The sequence below is a fragment of the Pseudaquabacterium inlustre genome (genome assembly GCF_038066595.1).
Taxonomy (GTDB): Bacteria; Pseudomonadota; Gammaproteobacteria; order Burkholderiales; family Burkholderiaceae_C; genus Pseudaquabacterium; species Pseudaquabacterium inlustre.
Genome location: NZ_JBBUTH010000009.1, coordinates 337,847 through 353,692 on the forward strand (window position 1 = coordinate 337,847; position 15,846 = coordinate 353,692).

Consider the following 15,846-nt stretch of genomic DNA (forward strand, 5'->3'; position numbering starts at 1 on the left):
GCCGAGCCCCGCCTGCCCTTCCGCCTGACCCGCCCGTCCACGACGTGAGCAAGTCCACCGAGGCCGCCGCGCTGCTGGAGGCGGCCCTGAACCCGTCGGCCGACGACGGGCTGCCGCGCGCCGCGCCCGACACCGACGCGCTGCCGGTGGACCACGTGGCGGTGGCGCGCCTGTATGGCGAACCGCTGTTCGCCATGCCGCAGGACCTGTACATCCCGCCGGATGCGCTGGAGGTGTTCCTCGAGGCCTTCGAAGGCCCGCTGGACCTGCTGCTCTACCTGATCCGCAAGCAGAACTTCAACATCCTCGACATCCCGCTGGCCGACGTGACGCGCCAGTACCTGGCCTACGTCGACCAGATCCGCCAGCGCAACCTCGAGCTCGCCAGCGAGTACCTGCTGATGGCGGCGATGCTGATCGAGATCAAGTCGCGCATGCTGCTGCCGCCCAAGAAGAGCGACGACGGCAGCGAGGTGGCCGACCCGCGGGCCGAGCTGGTGCGCCGCCTGCTCGAGTACGAGCAGATGAAGCTGGCCGCCGCCCGGCTGGACCAGCTGCCGATGATCGGTCGCGACTTCCTGCGCGCCCAGGTGCACATCGAGCAGAGCCTGAAGCCGCGCTTCCCCGATGTGGAGGTGGTCGACCTGCGCGAGGCCTGGGCCGACATCCTGCGCCGCGCCAAGCTCAACCAGCACCACCGCATCAGCCGCGAGCAGCTGAGCGTGCGCGAGCACATGAGCATCGTGCTGCGCACGCTGCAGGGCCGGCGCTTCGTCGAGTTCGAGGACCTGTTCGACCCCACGCGCGGCGTGCCGGTGATGGTGGTGACCTTCATCGCCATGCTCGAACTGGCGCGCGAGCACCTGCTCGAGATCACCCAGGCCGAGGCCTTCGCGCCGATCTACGTGCGCCTGGCCTACCAGCCGGCCTGAGCCGCCGGCCGGTCAGGCGTCGCGCTGGTGGCGCGGCAGCGGCTGGCCGCAGTCGCGGCAAAAGCGCGCGCTGGACAGGTGGCCCTCGCTCAGGCAGGCCGGGCAGGTGCGCGTGGTCACCTCGGCCGGGCCACGGCGCGCGGCGATCTCGGCGCTGACGATGCCGGTGGGCACGGCCAGCGTGCCCCAGCCCAGCAGCATCATCGTGCTGGCGATCAGGCGGCCCAGGTCGGTCTTGGGCGTGATGTCGCCGAAGCCCACGGTGGTCATCGTGGTGATGGCCCAGTACACCGACACCGGCACGCTGGTGAAGCCGTTGGCCGGCCCCTCCACAACGTACATCAGCGTGCCCATCACCAGCGTGACCAGCAGCACGAAGCCCAGGAACACCGCGATCTTGCGCCGCGTGGCCCACAGCGCCTGGCCCAGCGCGCGGTACTCGCTGACATAGGCCGCCAGCTTCAGGATGCGGAAGATGCGCAGCAGCCGCAGCACGCGCACATCGATCAGCGCATGCAGCGCCGGGAACAGCAGCGCCAGGTAGGTGGGCGCGATGGCCAGCAGGTCGACCACGCCGAAGAAGCTGCGCGCATAGCGCCAGGGCTGCTGCACACAGGCCAGGCGCAGCAGGTACTCCAGCGTGAACAGCGCCGTGAAGCCCCATTCCAGCACCGTGAACACCCCGCCCCACTGGGCATGCAGGCTGGCCACGCTGTCGAGCATGACCACCGCCACGCTGGCCAGGATCAGGCCCACCAGCGCCAGGTCGAAGGCGCGGCCGGCGCGGGTGTCGGCCTCGAAGATGATGGCGTAGGCCTTCAGCCGCCAGCCGGCCAGCGGGCGGCCGAAGGTGGCGGCGGCGGCCAGGTCGGCAGGCGGTGCAGCGTTCATGGCGCGATGCTAAGTCGACTGTGGCACAGTCGCGCCTTTTCCACGCCTGCCCGCCCCGTCTCCCGATGGCACTCAAGTCCACGATCTACAAGGCCACGCTGCAACTGTCGGACATGGACCGCCATGTCTACGGCGAGCATGCGCTGACCCTGGCCCTGCACCCCAGCGAGACCGAAGAGCGCCTGATGGTGCGCGTGCTGGCCTTTGCACTGAACCTGCCGGCCGACGACCTGAACGGCACGCTGCAGTTCGCGCGCGGCCTGTCCGACACCGACGAGCCCGACCTGTGGCAGAAGGACCTGTCGGACCAGCTGATCCAGTGGATCGAGGTCGGCCAGCCCGACGAGCGGCGCCTGGCCAAGGCCTGCGGCCGCGCCGAGCGCGTGGCCATCTACGCCTACGCCAGCAGCACGCCGATCTGGTTTGCCGGCATCGCCAACAAGATCACCCGGCTGGGCAACCTGAAGGTCTGGCAGATCCCGGCCGAGCAGAGCCAGGCCCTGGCCGCGCTGGCCAGCCGCGCGATGCGCCTGACCGTCACGGTGCAGGACGGCCATGTCTACGTCAGCGACGACAGCCGCAACGTCGAGATCTCGCCGCAGCCGCTGTGGGGCGCCGACGCCTGAGCACCGCACCCGCCCACCGCAACGCCATGCACCGCCGCCAACTCCTTCGCACGCTGCCGGCTCTGGCCGGCCTGGGACTGACGATGACCGAAGCCGACGCCCAGTCGCCCCTGCCGGCCCCGACCGCCGACGACCCCTACCTGTGGCTGGAAGACGTGCAGGGCGAACGCGCGCTGGCCTGGGTGCGCGAACGCAATGCCGCCACCCGCGCCGTGCTGGAGGCCCAGCCGCGCTTTGCCGCCACGCGCGACGGGCTGCGCGCCATCCTCGACTCGCGTGACCGCATCCCGGCCGTCACGCGCCGCGGCGACTGGTTCTACAACGTCTGGCGCGACGCCCAGCACCCGCGCGGCCTGTGGCGGCGCTGCACGCTGGTGGAGTACCGCAAGGACAGCCCGGCATGGGAGACCGTGATCGACCTGGACGCCCTGGCCAAGGCCGAGGGCGAGAACTGGGTGTGGGCCGGCGCCCAGGCCCTGGGGCCCGACTACCGCCGCTGCCTGGTGAGCCTGTCGCGCGGCGGCGCCGATGCCACCGTGGTGCGCGAGTTCGACACCGTGGCCAAGCGCTTCGTCCCCGCATCGGAAGGCGGCTTCGCGCTGCCCGAGGCCAAGAGCCGGGTCAGCTGGGCCGATGCCGACACGCTGTACGTGGGCAGCGATTTCGGCCCCGGCTCGCTGACCGACTCGGGCTACCCGCGGGTGATCCGCCGCTGGCGGCGCGGAACGCCGCTGGCCGACGCGCCGGTGGTGTTCGAGGGCCGGGCCAGCGATGTGAGCGTGTCGGTCTCGGTGGACCGCACGCCGGGCTTCGAGCGCACCGTGTTCGCGCGCGCCACCGACTTCTACAACGCCGAGCTATCGCTGCTGCGCGCCGACGGCAGCCTGTCGCGCATCGCCCTGCCCGATGACGCCGACCTCGACTTCTGGCGCGATCTGGCGCTGGTGAAGCTGCGCAGCGCCTGGCCGGTGGCCGGCCGGCGCTGGCCCGCCGGCGCGCTGCTGGTGGGCGATGCGCAGGCGCTGCTCGAGGGCCGCCCGGTGGCCTGGCAGGCGCTGTTCGAGCCCACGGCCACGCGCTCGCTGGCCAGCCACAGCACCACGCGCAGCCACGTGCTGCTCAACGTGCTGGACAACGTGGCCGGCCGCCTGGAGGAATGGCGGCGCGACGGCCAGGGCGAATCGGCCCGCTGGGTCAAGCGCGACGTGGTCACGCCCTACCCCGGCACGCTGAGCGCCAGCGCCCTGCACGACCCTCTGCTGGCCCAGGATGCGTTCAGCGAAAGCTACTGGCTGAGCTACACCGACTTCCTGACGCCCGACTCGCTGATGCTGGGCCGCACCGGCCGCGATGCGCGCGAGCCGATGAAGGCGCGCAAGGCCTTCTTCGACACCACAGGCATGCGCGTGGAGCAGCGCTTCGCCACCTCGAAGGACGGCACGCGCGTGCCCTACTTCGTGGTGTGGCCCCGCGATGCCAAGGCCGACGGCCGCAACCCCACGCTGCTGTACGGCTACGGCGGCTTCGAGGTCTCGCAGCAGCCCTGGTACTCGGCCGGCTTCGGCCAGGCCTGGTACGCGCACGGCGGCGTGCTGGTGGTGGCCAACATCCGCGGCGGCGGCGAGTTCGGCCCGGCCTGGCACCAGGCCGCGGTCAAGGCCGACAAGCAGAAGAGCTACGACGACTTCGCCGCCGTGGCCGAGGACCTGATCGCGCAGAAGATCACCAGCCCACGCCACCTGGGCATCGAGGGCGGCAGCAACGGCGGCCTGCTGGTGGGCGCGGTGATGCTGCAGCGGCCCGAGCTGTTCAACGCCGTGGTCTGCCAGGTGCCGCTGCTGGACATGCGCCGCTACCACCGCCTGCTGGCCGGTGCCAGCTGGATGGCCGAATACGGCGACCCCGACCAGCCCGCCGAATGGGCCTGGATCTCGCGCTACAGCCCCTACCAGAACGTGCCCGCGGCCAGCGCGAAAGCGCTGCCCGGCGTGCTGTTCACCACCAGCACCCGCGACGACCGCGTGCACCCTGGCCATGCCCGCAAGATGGCCGCGCGCATGGCCGAGCGCGGCCACGCGGTGCTGTACTACGAGAACATCGAAGGCGGCCACGGCGGCGCGGCCGACAACGCGCAGAGGGCCGACATGCTGGCGCTGGAGTTCAGCTTCCTGTGGCGCCAGCTGGCGCGCTGAAGCTCAGCGTGAAGCAGGCGCCCTCGCCGGGCGCGGCCTCGGCGGCGATGCGGCCGCCATGCCGCTCGACGATGCGCGCCACGATGGCCAGGCCCACGCCCGTGCCCTCGAACTCGTCGGCGCGGTGCAGGCGCTGGAACACGCCGAACAGCTTGCCGGCATAGCGCATGTCGAAGCCGGCCCCGTTGTCGCGCACCTCGTAGACCACCGCGCCGCAGGCCTCGCGCCAGCCGCGCACGGCGATCCAGGGGGCCGTCTGCCGGGCGGTGAACTTCAGCGCGTTGTCGATCAGGTTGGCGAAGGCCTGGCGCAGCAGCCGGGTATCGGCCTCGCAGTCGGGCAGCTCGCCCAGTTGCACCGTGACGCCGCGCTGCGCCAGCACCTGTGCATGCTCGTCCAGGCAGGACTGCACCAGCGCGCGCACCGGCACCGGCTGCCGGGCCAGCGGCTCGCGCGCGCTGCGCGCAAAGCTCAGCAGGTCGCGGATCAGCCGGTCCATGCGCTGCGCGCTGTCGCGCAGCAGCTGCAGCATGTGGCGGCCGTCGTCGTCGATGCCGGCCACATGGTCGCGCAGCAGCAGCGAGGACAGCCCGTCGATCGAGCGCAAAGGGGCACGCAGGTCGTGCGACACCGAGTACGCGAAGGCGTCGAGTTCGCGGTTGCTGGTCTCCAGGGCCCGGGTGCGTTCGGCCACGCGTTGCTCCAGCTCGGCATTCAGGCGCTGCAGGGCGGCCTGCTCGCGCGCGGCCTGCACGCGGTGCCAGGCGTTCTCGAGCGCCACCGGCAGCACGGCCAGGAAGTGCGCATGCTTGGGCAGGTAGTCGGTGGCACCCAGGCGCAAGGCCTCGGCGGCCACGTCCTCGCTGCCCTGGCCGGTGGTCAGCAGCACCGGCAGGTCGAGACCACGCCCCTCGCGCAGCGCCTTCAGCAGGTCCAGGCCGCTGTCGCCGGGCAGGCGGAAGTCGGTCAGCACGATGTCGATGTCGCTCGCAGACCCGGCATCGGCGGGCAGCCGGGCCAGTGCCGTGGCGGCGTCGGGCACGGCCTCGATGCGCAGGTGCGGGGCGTGGCGTTCAAGGTGGCGACGCGCCAGATCCACATCCAGCGCATGCGGCTCCACGTACAGCACGCGCAGGGCCTGGCCGCGGCGCTGCTGCTCGCGGCCGCGCCGCGCATGGGCGGCACGCAGCGTGGCGCCCAGCTGCGGCTGCAACTCGGCACGCTTGACCAGGTAGTCGTCGGCGCCGGCGCGCAGCGCGGCGATGGCCACGCCCTCGTCGCCCTGACCGGTCAGCGCGACGATGGTGATCGCCCGCGCCTGGGCCCGCAGCGCCAGCACCAGGTCGAGGCCGTGGCCGTCGGGCAGCTGCAGATCGGCCAGCAGCAGATCGAAGACCACCGGGCCGTCCAGCAGCGCCTGTGCCTCGGCCAGCGTGCCGGCCACGTTCAGGCCCTCGCGCTGGCTGTCGACCAGGCCGGCCTCGACCAGCGCACGGCCGATCAGGTCGGCATCGTGGGCGTTGTCCTCGAGCAGCAGGATGCGCATGGGCGAACCGCTCCGTGCGGGTTGACAGGCGGGTGGACGATGCCGGTGGCCCGGCCTCAGACCGGGGGCTGGTTGACCAGCGTCCAGTACACGTCGAGCTGTTCGGTGACGTCCATGAACTTCTCGAACTCCACCGGCTTGACGATGTAGGAGTTGGCGCCCAGCTGGTAGGCGGCCTGCACGTCGCCATGCTCGGCCGAGGTGGTCAGCACCACCACGGGCACGGCGCGCAGCGTGGGATGGCTCTTGTAGGCCTGCAGCACCTCCAGGCCATCGACGCGCGGCAGCTTCAGATCGAGCAGCACCACCAGCGGGCGCGGCTCGCCGGCCTCCCAGCGCGGAATCCAGGCCAGCGCCTCCTCGCCGTCGCGGGCCACCAGCACCGGGTTGGTGACCTTGCGGCGCTTGAAGGCGCGCAGCGTCAGGTCGACGTCCATCGGGTTGTCTTCGACCAGCAGGATGGGCTTGTCGGTGTTCATGGGGATCCTGGAAGCTCGAGCCGGAAGATCGCGCCTTCGCCCGGGCGGCTGTCGGCACGCACCGTGCCGCCCATGCGCTCCATGGCCTTGCGCACGATGGCCAGGCCGACGCCGGTGCCGGGGTAGTCCTCGGCGCGGTGCAGGCGCTGGAAGATCTCGAAGATGCGTGTGGCGAAGCGCATGTCGAAACCGATGCCATTGTCGCGCACCCACAGTGTTACTCGACCGTCGGCCTGCGCGCTCCCCCCGAGCTCGATGGCCAGCGGCACACCGGGGCGGCCGAACTTCAGCGCGTTGTCCAGCAGGTTGCGCAGCGCCATCTGCAGGCCCTGGGCATCGGCCCGCGCCTGCAGGCTGGCAGGCACCGCCAAGGTGATGCGGGCCGTGCGCAGCGCCGGCGAATCGGGCAGCGCCTGCACCACGCCGTGCACCAGCGGCGCCAGCGGCAGGTCGGCCAGGGCCATGCCGCGCCGCTCGAGCCGCGAGAACGCCAGCAGGTCGTCGATCAGCTGGCCCATGTGCTGGGTGGCGGTGCGGATGTGGGTGAGGAACTGCCGGCCCTCGGCGTCGAGCCGGGACGCGTGGTCACGCAGCAGCAGCCGCCCGTAGCCGTCGATGCCGCGCAGCGGCGCCTTCAGGTCGTGCGAGACCGAGTAGGTGAAGGTCTCCAGCTCGCGGTTGACACGGCGCACGCTGGCCAGCGTGGCATCCAGCTCGGCATGCAGCCGGTCGATCTCGGTGAGGTCGATGAAGCACACCAGGGCCGTGCCGTCGGTGCTCTCGTCCAGCGCGGGCAGCGACATCGACAGCAGCAGGTTCAGCGGCCGGCCGTCGGGCAGGGTCTGGCGGCGCTGCCAGGTGTACAGGCGCTGCCCCTGCCACAGCGCCTGCAGCTCGCCGACGAAGTCGCCCGCGCCCTCCGGCGTGTCGAACACCGCTTCCAGCGTGCGCGGCTGTCCCTCGGCCAGCACCACGCCGCGCAGTTCGGCCGCCTTGCAGTTGACCTTCAGCACCCGCACCGCGCGCAGGCACTGGCGCAGAAACTCCGGGTGCTGCGCCAGGTGGGCGCCGAGGTCTTCCACGCCCTCCTCGCGCAGCGCGTTCAGCAGGCGGCGGGCATCGGTCCAGTCCTGCTCGTGGATGGCCACCGGCACCGCGTCGAAGATGCGACGGTAGCGCTGCTCGCTGGTCTGCAGCTGCGCGGTGCGCTCGGCCACGCGGACCTCGAGCTCGGCGGCCAGACGGCGCACCTCGTCCTCGGCATGGCGGCGGTCGGTGATGTCGATCAGGCTGCCGACCAGCTCGGCCTCGCCGGCGGGCACCTCGACGCGGCGGAACTCGTCGCGCAGCCAGCGCCAGCGCCCGTCGCGGTGGCGGAAGCGGTACTCCACGACCGCCGCGCCGGTGGCCAGCGTCAGGCTGTCCAGCGCGGCGGTGACGGCCGGCTGGTCCTCGGGGTGCACGCGGTCGAGCCAGAAGTCCGCATCGGCCAGAAAGTCCTGGGGCCGGTAGCCCAGCAAGGGCTCGATGTTGGCCGAATAGAAGGTGGCTGCGAAGTTGCCGCTGGAGCGTGCGCTGTAGATGACGGCCGGCGTCTGGTCGAGCAGGTAGGCCAGGCGCTGCTCGCTGGCGCGCAGCGCGTCGAGCAGCCGGCGACGCTCGGTGATGTCGCGGCTGATCACCAGCACCGAGCCGACCTCGCCGGCCTGTCCGCCGTCCCCCGCCTCGGGCACCACCAGCGACTCCCAGGTGCGCAGGCCCTGCGGGCCGGGAAAGTCGAACTGCACCCGCTGCGCGCTGCCGCCGGCGAACACCTGCGCGAACAGGCGGTCCCAGGTCTCGACCACGGTGGCCGGCATGCCCAGCTCGGCATTGGTGCGGCCGAGGAAGGCACCCGGCGCCAGCCCTGCGGCCTGGCGCACGGCCGCGTTGACGTAGAGGTAGCGCGACTGCCGGTCGACCCGGGCCACCGTGTCGGGCAGGTTGTCGGCCAGCGTGCGCATCTGCGCCTCGCGCCGCGCCAGGGCCTGGCCTTGCGCATCGGCGGCGCGCAGCGCGGCGTCCAGCCACCACAGGCCCGCCGTCCAGGCCAGCCCCACCGGCAGCCACAGCAGCATGGGGTTCAACGCCGGCGCGCGCGTGGTCGCTGCGGCGGCCAGCACCGTGAGCAGCAGCAAGCCGGCGCCGGCCCAGCGCAGACGCTGTCGCACGCGCGACAGGCCGCAGGTATCAGCCGCCTCCGGTGATCGCACGACGCCCGCCACCGGACGAGGTGCCGCCAACTCCTCCACCTGCCTTGCCCCCTCACCTGCTTTTGGAGGGCACTCCCCACGGCCCGCACCGGACCGCGCCACACCCCCAGCCGCTGATGCTAAGCGACGGCGGACGCGGACGCCACCGGGTGGGTCCGTCGTTCAGGCGAAGGCGTAAGGGCCGCCGCGCTGCAGCGCGCGCTGGTAGGCCGGACGCGCATGGATGCGCTGCAGGAAGGCATGCAGGCGCGGGCGCGACGCGTCCAGCCCGGCGCGCTGGGCCGCGGCCTCCAGCGGAAAGCTCATCATGATGTCGGCGCCCGTGAGCTCATCGCCGGCGAACCAGGCGCTGCGGCCCAGTTCGGCCTCCATGAAATCGAGCTGGCGCTTCAGGTTGGGCCGCACCAGCGTGTCCATCACCTTGGCCGCGATGCCGCGCGCGATCGGCTTGACGAAGAAGGGCATGGGCGCGTTGGCCACGCGGTCGAAGATCAGCGTGAGCAGCAGCGGCGGCATGGCCGAGCCCTCGGCGAAGTGCAGCCAGTAGCGGTAGCGCAGCGCCTCGGCGCTGCCGGCGGCCGGCAGCAGGCGGCCCTGGCCATGGCGCTCGAGCAGGTACTCGACGATGGCGCCGGTCTCGGCCACCGTGGCGTCGCCGTCCTGGATCACCGGCGACTTGCCCAGCGGATGCACCTGCAGCAGCTCGGGCGGGGCCAGCATGGTCTGCGCATTGCGCTGGTGGTGCCGGATCTCGTAGGGCACGCCCAGCTCTTCAAGCAGCCAGAGCACGCGCTGCGAACGCGAGTTGTTCAGGTGGTGGACGACGATCATCGGCGCGGGCCTGTGGCAGGCGGTGGGGATGGGGACGCGGATTGTGCCCACCGCCCGCCGCCCGCTGCCCGCGTCGGGTCATCGGCGCGCCGGCGCGCGCGGCGTCACTGGCTGAGCTGCAGCGTGTAGCTGGCCGCCGTGGCGCCGCTGCCATAGCGCACGCCCACCAGGTAGGTGGCGGTGGCCGTGCCGTTGTTGCTGTAGACCACGCTGTCCACCGCACCCAGGCCGCTGTTGCTGCTGCTGACCAGGGCGCTGCCGGCGCTGTTGTAGAGCACCAGGTTGTGGTTGGCGGTGGCGGCCGGCGTCAGGCGCGCGGTGAGCGTCTTGCCCACCGGCAGCGTGACGCGGTACAGATCCAGGTCGCTGCTGGCGCTGAGGCTGCCGCTGACCACGGCCACGGCGGCCGACACGGCCTGTGCCGCGGCCACGGTGCCGTTGGGCTCCACCTCGGCCACTGCAGCGACGGCGGGCACCGTGGCGGCGCCCGCCGCGGTGACGGCCAGCGTGGCGTCCAGCAGGCCGGTGCCGCAGCCCGAGCAGCTGGCCGGGAAGCTGCGCACGCTGCTGCGCAGCAGGCTCTCGGTCTGCTCCACGGTGAGCGCCGGGTTGCGCGCGATCATCAGCGCGGCCACGCCGGCCACGTGCGGCGTGGCCATCGAGGTGCCCTGGTACCAGGCATAGCTGTCGGCGCCCGGCGCACCGGTGCCGGTGTTCAGCGTGGACAGGATGCCGTTGGTGGCGGCCGAGCGCATGTCGCCGCCCGGCGCCGCCACATCGACGTTGGCGCCGTAGTTGCTGTAGTAGGCCCGGCCGCCGCTGCGGTTGGCCGCGGCCACCGTGGTCACGCCGTGGCAGTTGGCCGGCGTGGCGCTCAGGGCGCTGCCGGCCGAGTTGCCGGCGGCCACCACCACCACGGCGCCCTTGGCGCGCGCACCGTTGATGGCGTTCTGCATCGTGGTGCCGCAGCTGCCGCTGCCGCCCAGCGACAAATTGATCACCCGCGCCGGCGTGGTGTTGGACGGCACGCCGTTGACCGTGCCACCGGCCGCCCACAGCAGCCCGTCGGCGATGTCGGAGGTGTAGCCGCCGCACTTGCCCAGCACGCGCACCGGCAGCACCTTGGCACCGAAGGCCACGCCAGCCACACCGGTGGCGTTGTTGGTCAGCGCGGCGATGGTGCCGGCCACGTGGGTGCCGTGCCAGCTGCTGGCCTGCGCGCTGGTGCCGGTGCCGCACTCGCCGGCCGCCACGCCGTCGCCCGGATCCAGCGCGCTGGCATCGCGGCCATCGCCATCGTTGCCCACGGCCGTGGTGCTGACGAAGTCGTAGCCGGCCAGGATGTTGGTGGCCAGGTCGGCATGTGGCCGGTAGCCGGTATCTACCACCGCCACCACCACGCCGCTGCCGGTGCTGGTGCTCCAGGCCGTGGGCAGGTTCAGCCCGGCGGTGGCCTCGCTGTAGTGCCACTGGCTCAGGTAGCTGGGATCGTTGGGCACCAGCTGGATCTGCATGCGCAGGTCGGGTTCGGCGTACTCGACATTGCTGTCGCGGCGCATGATCTCCTGGGCCAGCGCGCGCACGGTGTCGGTGCTCAGGCTGCGGTCCAGCGCCATCACATGCGCCGCCAGGCCGTTGCTGCGCAGCCGCGTCATCTGCGCGCCGGCGCTGTTGACCACTGCGTGCGCGCTGCTCATGGTGCTGAGGCTGGGCGTGCTGGCGGCCGCGCTGCCGTTGCGGTACTTGATGATCATGCGGTCGGTGGCCGCGGCGGCGTCGGCGCGGCCGCTGCCGTCGAGCGCCGCCGACGCGGCCTGCGCCAGCGGCGCCATCAGCAACAGGGCCAGGGTGCCGGCGGCCAGGGTCGGACGGATGTGACGGTGCATGGTGGTGTCCCTCGTGCAGTGTGTGGTGCGGCCCGGTGCGCCGCAGCGCCACCTGGCCAGGGCGGCGTGAAGCGGCCGCGTCCAAATTATTCGGCGCCGTGAAGTGCCGCAGGAGGGGGCCGGATCGGGTTTTACCTTTACAGACCCGTGCTTTACATCGCTTGACGTTGGGCGTTCAGCCGCGCCACAGCGCCACGGCCAGGGCCGCCGGCAGGCCCAGGCACAGTGCCACATTGGCCGCCATGGCGGGCAGCAGCGCCGGCAGGTCGTCGGCATGGCGCACGGCCTGGGTGGCCACCCAGGCGGCCGGCAGCAGGGCCGGCATCAGCCACAGCGCCGCCGTGGGCAGGCTGCCCACACCGACGCCAGCGGCCAGCACGGCAAAGCAGCCACCCAGCAGCCCTGCGAACAGCCGGGCCGCACGCGGCCGGCCCCACAGCAGCGGCAGATGACGGCGGCCGGCGGCGCGGTCGGCCGCCACGTCGGGAAACTGGTTCAGGAGCAGCAGGCCACTGGCCAGCAGGCCCGGCACCAGCGATGCCACCCAGGCGGTGGCGCTGTGCCGGCCGGTGAGCGCCAGCTGGGTGCCCAGCACCATCAACGGCCCCAGGCCCAGCCCCGGCGCCAGCAGGCACAGCAGCGGGCGGCGGGTGATCCATGGCGTGTAGGCCAGCACCAGCGCCAGGCCGGCCAGGCCCACCGGCACCAGCGGCAGCAGCGCCAGGCCCTTTTGAACCAGCAGCAGCACGCCCACCGCCGCGGTGAGGGCCAGCAGCAGCAGGCCCAGCGCCAGCGCCGCGGGCCGCGCGTCCGGCCGGGCCTGCAGTGCGCCGCTGCCGCCCGAGAATGGCGTGCGCCGGGTGCGTTCATCCAGGCCCGTGACCGCGTCGTGCCACTCGTTGAGCACGTTCACGCCGGCGTGCGCCGCCACCGCACCGCCGAGCACCAGCGCCAGGGTGGCCGCATCGATCACCGCACCGGGCAGGCGCGAGGCACTGGCCAGGCCAACGCTCACGCAGGCGGGCGTGAGCAGCAGGAACGGCGGGCGCAGGGTGCGCCACAGCGTGGCAGGCAGCGAGGGTGGCGTGGCGGCCGGCGGCAGGCCGGCGGGGAACAGCGGGGCCGTGCTCATACCGGCCAGCGTATCACCGCGGCCGGTGGGGTCAGATGGCCACGCGTTCGCGCACGCCGTCGCGTTCCATGTCGGCGCCGCGGCCGCGGGCGATGATCTCGCCGCGCTCCATCACGATGTACTGGTCGGCCAGTTCGGCGGCAAAGTCGTAGTACTGCTCGACCAGCACGATGGCCATGGTCTTGCGATCGGCCAGCATGCGGATGACGCGGCCGATGTCCTTGATGATGCTGGGCTGGATGCCTTCGGTGGGCTCATCCAGCATCAGCAGCTTGGGGCCAAAGGCCAGCGCGCGGGCAATGGCCAGCTGCTGTTGCTGGCCACCCGACAGGTCGCCGCCGCGGCGGTGCAGGAACTGCTTGAGGATGGGGAACAGCTCGAACAGTTCGGCCGGGATGGGGGTGCCACCGGGCTTGGTGGCCAGGCCCATGCGCAGGTTCTCTTCCACCGTGAGGCGGCCGAAGATCTCGCGGCCTTGCGGCACGTAGCCGATGCCTTGCCTGACCCTTTGATACGGCGTGGCCTTGGTGATGTCCTGCCCATCCAGCTGCACCGTGCCGGTCTTCACCGGTACCACGCCCATCAGGCTTTTCAGCAGCGTGGTCTTGCCCACCCCGTTGCGGCCCAGCACCACGGTCACTTCACCCAGCTTGGCCTCGAAGCCCACATTGCGCAGGATGTGACTGCCGCCGTAGTACTGGTTGATGCCTTCGACTTTCAGCATGGCTTGCCTTCTCTCTTTGCGTGCTTCGTCCGCGCGAGGTCGATGCCGGCGGGTACCCGCCTGACTCCGTGTCCCCCGGGCCTGCGGCCCTCCTCCTTTACCTGCGTCAGGCGGGCACCCACCGTCATCGCCCCAGCACCACCTTGGCATGCGAAGAAAGACCTCCGCACGCCAGCAGTGCTTCGGGACAAGGACAGTGGGTGCCTGGTTCCCGCAAGTAAAGGAGGAGGCCCGAAGGGCCGGGGGACATGGAGGGAACCGGGTACCCGCTGGCCTTGGCCACGCGCGGTAACCGAATGCAGGCGCGCAGGTAGTCGCGAGAAGAGAAAGCACTCAACGCCCAAGGTAAACCTCAACCACCTTCTCGTTGGCTTGCACCTCGGAGAGCAAGCCCTCCGCCAGCACCGAACCTTCGTGCAGCACCGTCACCTTCTTGCGGCCCTCGGTGAGCTGGTCCACGAACTTCATGTCGTGCTCCACCACCACCAGCGAGTGCTTGCCTTCCAACGACAGGAACAGCTCCGCCGTGCGCTCGGTTTCCTCGTCGGTCATGCCGGCCACCGGCTCGTCCAGCAGCAGCAGCGCCGGGTCCTGCATCAGCAGCATGCCGATCTCCAGCCACTGCTTCTGGCCATGGCTCAGCAGGCCGGCCTGGCGCTGGGCCTCGGGCTTCAGGTGGATGGTGGTCAGCACCTCGCCGATGCGGTCCAACTGCGGGCCGCTCAGGCGCGAGAACAGCGAGGCCTTCACGCGCCGGTCGCCCGACAGCGCCAGCTCGAGGTTCTCGAACACCGAGAGCTCCTCGTACACCGTGGGCTTCTGGAACTTGCGGCCAATGCCCACCTGCGCGATCTCGGGCTCGGTCAGGCGCAGCAGGTCGATGGTGCTGCCGAAGAAGGCCTTGCCGCTGTCGGGCCGGGTCTTGCCAGTGATGCAGTCCATCATCGTCGTCTTGCCCGCGCCGTTGGGGCCGATGATGCAGCGCAGTTCGCCCACATTGACCGTCAGGCTCAACTTGTTCAGCGCGCGAAAGCCGTCGAAGCTGACCGTGATGTCGTCCAGGTACAGCGCCACGCCATGCGCGAAATCAGGCTGGCCGATGCGCGCGATGCGGCCGTAGCTGGCGCTGCGCCCGCCGCTTTCGGTGCGGCCGGCGCTGGCCGCCTTCTTCGCCTCGTAGGCCTCGCGCCGCTTGGCGCCCTCTTCCATCAGGTCCGGGGTCATTGCTTCTTCTCCGCGACCTTCTTGAACAGGCCCACGATGCCGTTCGGCAACCACAGCGTCACCGCGATGAACAGCGCACCCAGGAAGTACAGCCAGTACTCCGGAAAGGCCACCGTGAACCAGCTCTTGGCGCCGTTGACGAAGAACGCGCCGATGATCGGCCCGATCAGCGTGGCGCGGCCGCCCACCGCTGTCCAGATCGCGATCTCGATCGAGGCCGCCGGGCTCATCTCGCCGGGGTTGATGATGCCCACCTGCGGCACGTACAGCGCGCCGGCGATGGCGCACATCACGGCGCTGAGCGTCCAGATGCTGAGCTTGTAGGCCAGCGGGTTGTAGCCGGTGAACATCACGCGGCTCTCGGCATCGCGGATGGCCTGCAGCACGCGGCCGTACTTGCTGTTCACGATGGCGCGGGCCATCAGGTAGAAGCCCACCAGCGTGACGCCGGTCAGCGCGAACAGGAACACCCGCATCTGCGCCGTGGCAATCGGCACGCCCAGGATGCGCTTGAAGTCGGTGAAGCCGTTGTTGCCGCCGAAGCCGGTCTCGTTGCGGAAGAACAGCAGCATGGCCGCGAAAGTCATGGCCTGCGTGATGATGCTGAAGTACACGCCCTTGATGCGCGAGCGGAACGCGAACCAGCCGAACACGAAGGCCAGCAGGCCGGGCACCAGCACCACCAGCAGCATCTGCGCGGCAAAGCTGTCGCTCACCGCCCACTGCCACGGAAAGGTCTTCCAGTTCAGGAACACCATGAAGTCGGGCATGTCGGACTTGTACTGCCCGTCGCGGCCGATCTGGCGCATCAGGTACATGCCCATGCCGTAGCCGCCGAGCGCGAAGAACAGGCCGTGGCCCAGGCTCAGGATGCCGGTGTAGCCCCAGATCAGGTCCATGGCCAGCGCGCAGATGGCGTAGCACAGGATCTTGCCGGCCAGGCTGACCGCGTAGTCGCTGACATGCAGCGCACTGCCCTCGGGCACCATCAGGTTCAGCATCGGCACCAGCACCGCGAACAGCGCCACGGCGGCGGCCACCACGGTCCAGCCGCGCAGGCCCAGCAGCAGGCCGCGCTTTTGCACCAGGCCGACCTGCGCCACGTTGGGAGAAGTCATCGTCGTCGTGTTC

The 15,846-nt window shown here is 71.2% G+C and carries 13 protein-coding genes; 3 read left to right on the forward strand and 10 right to left on the reverse strand.

The window, feature by feature from the left end; all coding sequences use genetic code 11:
• The first annotated feature begins 110 nt into the window (after positions 1 to 110).
• Positions 111 to 932: a segregation and condensation protein A gene (locus AACH10_RS18965; protein WP_341412322.1), complete on the forward strand. Its 822-nt coding sequence runs from the start codon at positions 111 to 113 to the stop codon at positions 930 to 932.
• 12 nt (positions 933 to 944) lie between these two features.
• Here the strand turns inward: AACH10_RS18965 and AACH10_RS18970 are convergent, their stop codons facing one another.
• The gene (locus tag AACH10_RS18970; RefSeq protein WP_341412053.1) at positions 945 to 1,823 is read right to left on the reverse strand and encodes an ion transporter; all 879 of its coding nucleotides are present in this window, start codon (positions 1,821 to 1,823) and stop codon (positions 945 to 947) included.
• A gap of 65 nt (positions 1,824 to 1,888) precedes the next feature.
• Here AACH10_RS18970 and AACH10_RS18975 point away from each other — a divergent pair, with 65 nt between their 5' ends.
• The gene (locus tag AACH10_RS18975) at positions 1,889 to 2,449 is read left to right on the forward strand and encodes a YaeQ family protein (RefSeq protein WP_341412054.1); all 561 of its coding nucleotides are present in this window, start codon (positions 1,889 to 1,891) and stop codon (positions 2,447 to 2,449) included.
• A gap of 26 nt (positions 2,450 to 2,475) precedes the next feature.
• On the forward strand, positions 2,476 to 4,641 hold the full coding sequence (locus AACH10_RS18980; protein ID WP_423228627.1) for a prolyl oligopeptidase family serine peptidase: 2,166 nt from the start codon (positions 2,476 to 2,478) through the stop codon (positions 4,639 to 4,641).
• Here the strand turns inward: AACH10_RS18980 and AACH10_RS18985 are convergent.
• The 9 genes from AACH10_RS18985 to urtC all read right to left on the reverse strand — a co-directional run bounded on the left by AACH10_RS18985 (position 4,610) and on the right by urtC (position 15,833).
• Positions 4,610 to 6,187 (reverse strand): sensor histidine kinase, encoded by a 1,578-nt coding sequence (locus AACH10_RS18985; protein ID WP_341412055.1) that lies wholly within the window; start codon positions 6,185 to 6,187, stop codon positions 4,610 to 4,612. The two genes, AACH10_RS18980 and AACH10_RS18985, sit on opposite strands and share 32 nt — an antisense overlap.
• Positions 6,188 to 6,243: 56 nt before the next feature.
• Positions 6,244 to 6,666, reverse strand: a complete 423-nt coding sequence (locus AACH10_RS18990) for a response regulator (protein WP_341412056.1) — start codon at positions 6,664 to 6,666, stop codon at positions 6,244 to 6,246.
• Positions 6,663 to 8,876, reverse strand: coding sequence for a PAS domain-containing sensor histidine kinase (locus tag AACH10_RS18995; RefSeq protein ID WP_341412057.1), 2,214 nt, complete (start codon positions 8,874 to 8,876; stop codon positions 6,663 to 6,665). Before AACH10_RS18995 ends, AACH10_RS18990 begins: the two co-directional genes overlap by 4 nt.
• A 204-nt stretch (positions 8,877 to 9,080) precedes the next feature.
• Entirely contained in the window at positions 9,081 to 9,749 is a 669-nt protein-coding gene (locus AACH10_RS19000; protein ID WP_341412058.1) for a glutathione S-transferase, read from the reverse strand.
• A 104-nt stretch (positions 9,750 to 9,853) separates the two neighbouring features.
• Positions 9,854 to 11,635 (reverse strand): S8 family peptidase, encoded by a 1,782-nt coding sequence (locus AACH10_RS19005; protein WP_341412059.1) that lies wholly within the window; start codon positions 11,633 to 11,635, stop codon positions 9,854 to 9,856.
• Between the two features lie 175 nt (positions 11,636 to 11,810).
• On the reverse strand, positions 11,811 to 12,767 hold the full coding sequence (locus AACH10_RS19010) for a prenyltransferase (RefSeq protein ID WP_341412060.1): 957 nt from the start codon (positions 12,765 to 12,767) through the stop codon (positions 11,811 to 11,813).
• A 31-nt stretch (positions 12,768 to 12,798) separates the two neighbouring features.
• Positions 12,799 to 13,491, reverse strand: coding sequence for an urea ABC transporter ATP-binding subunit UrtE (gene urtE / locus AACH10_RS19015; RefSeq protein ID WP_341412061.1), 693 nt, complete (start codon positions 13,489 to 13,491; stop codon positions 12,799 to 12,801).
• Positions 13,492 to 13,824: 333 nt separating this feature from the next.
• Positions 13,825 to 14,715, reverse strand: coding sequence for an urea ABC transporter ATP-binding protein UrtD (gene urtD / locus AACH10_RS19020; protein ID WP_341412062.1), 891 nt, complete (start codon positions 14,713 to 14,715; stop codon positions 13,825 to 13,827).
• Positions 14,712 to 15,833, reverse strand: a complete 1,122-nt coding sequence (urtC, locus tag AACH10_RS19025) for an urea ABC transporter permease subunit UrtC (RefSeq protein WP_341412063.1) — start codon at positions 15,831 to 15,833, stop codon at positions 14,712 to 14,714. The genes urtD and urtC overlap by 4 nt, the downstream gene beginning before the upstream one ends.
• Between the last annotated feature and the right edge of the window lie 13 nt (positions 15,834 to 15,846).

Coding starts and splice junctions, on each gene's coding strand:
- AACH10_RS18980 (WP_423228627.1), top strand. CDS start 2,476: ATGCACCGCCGCCAACTCCTTCGCACGCTGCCGGCTCTGGCCGGCCTG.
- AACH10_RS19000 (WP_341412058.1), bottom strand. CDS start 9,749: ATGATCGTCGTCCACCACCTGAACAACTCGCGTTCGCAGCGCGTGCTC.
- urtD (WP_341412062.1), bottom strand. CDS start 14,715: ATGACCCCGGACCTGATGGAAGAGGGCGCCAAGCGGCGCGAGGCCTAC.
- AACH10_RS19005 (WP_341412059.1), bottom strand. CDS start 11,635: ATGCACCGTCACATCCGTCCGACCCTGGCCGCCGGCACCCTGGCCCTG.
- urtE (WP_341412061.1), bottom strand. CDS start 13,491: ATGCTGAAAGTCGAAGGCATCAACCAGTACTACGGCGGCAGTCACATC.
- AACH10_RS18985 (WP_341412055.1), bottom strand. CDS start 6,187: ATGCGCATCCTGCTGCTCGAGGACAACGCCCACGATGCCGACCTGATC.
- AACH10_RS18975 (WP_341412054.1), top strand. CDS start 1,889: ATGGCACTCAAGTCCACGATCTACAAGGCCACGCTGCAACTGTCGGAC.
- urtC (WP_341412063.1), bottom strand. CDS start 15,833: ATGACTTCTCCCAACGTGGCGCAGGTCGGCCTGGTGCAAAAGCGCGGC.
- AACH10_RS19010 (WP_341412060.1), bottom strand. CDS start 12,767: ATGAGCACGGCCCCGCTGTTCCCCGCCGGCCTGCCGCCGGCCGCCACG.
- AACH10_RS18970 (WP_341412053.1), bottom strand. CDS start 1,823: ATGAACGCTGCACCGCCTGCCGACCTGGCCGCCGCCGCCACCTTCGGC.
- AACH10_RS18990 (WP_341412056.1), bottom strand. CDS start 6,666: ATGAACACCGACAAGCCCATCCTGCTGGTCGAAGACAACCCGATGGAC.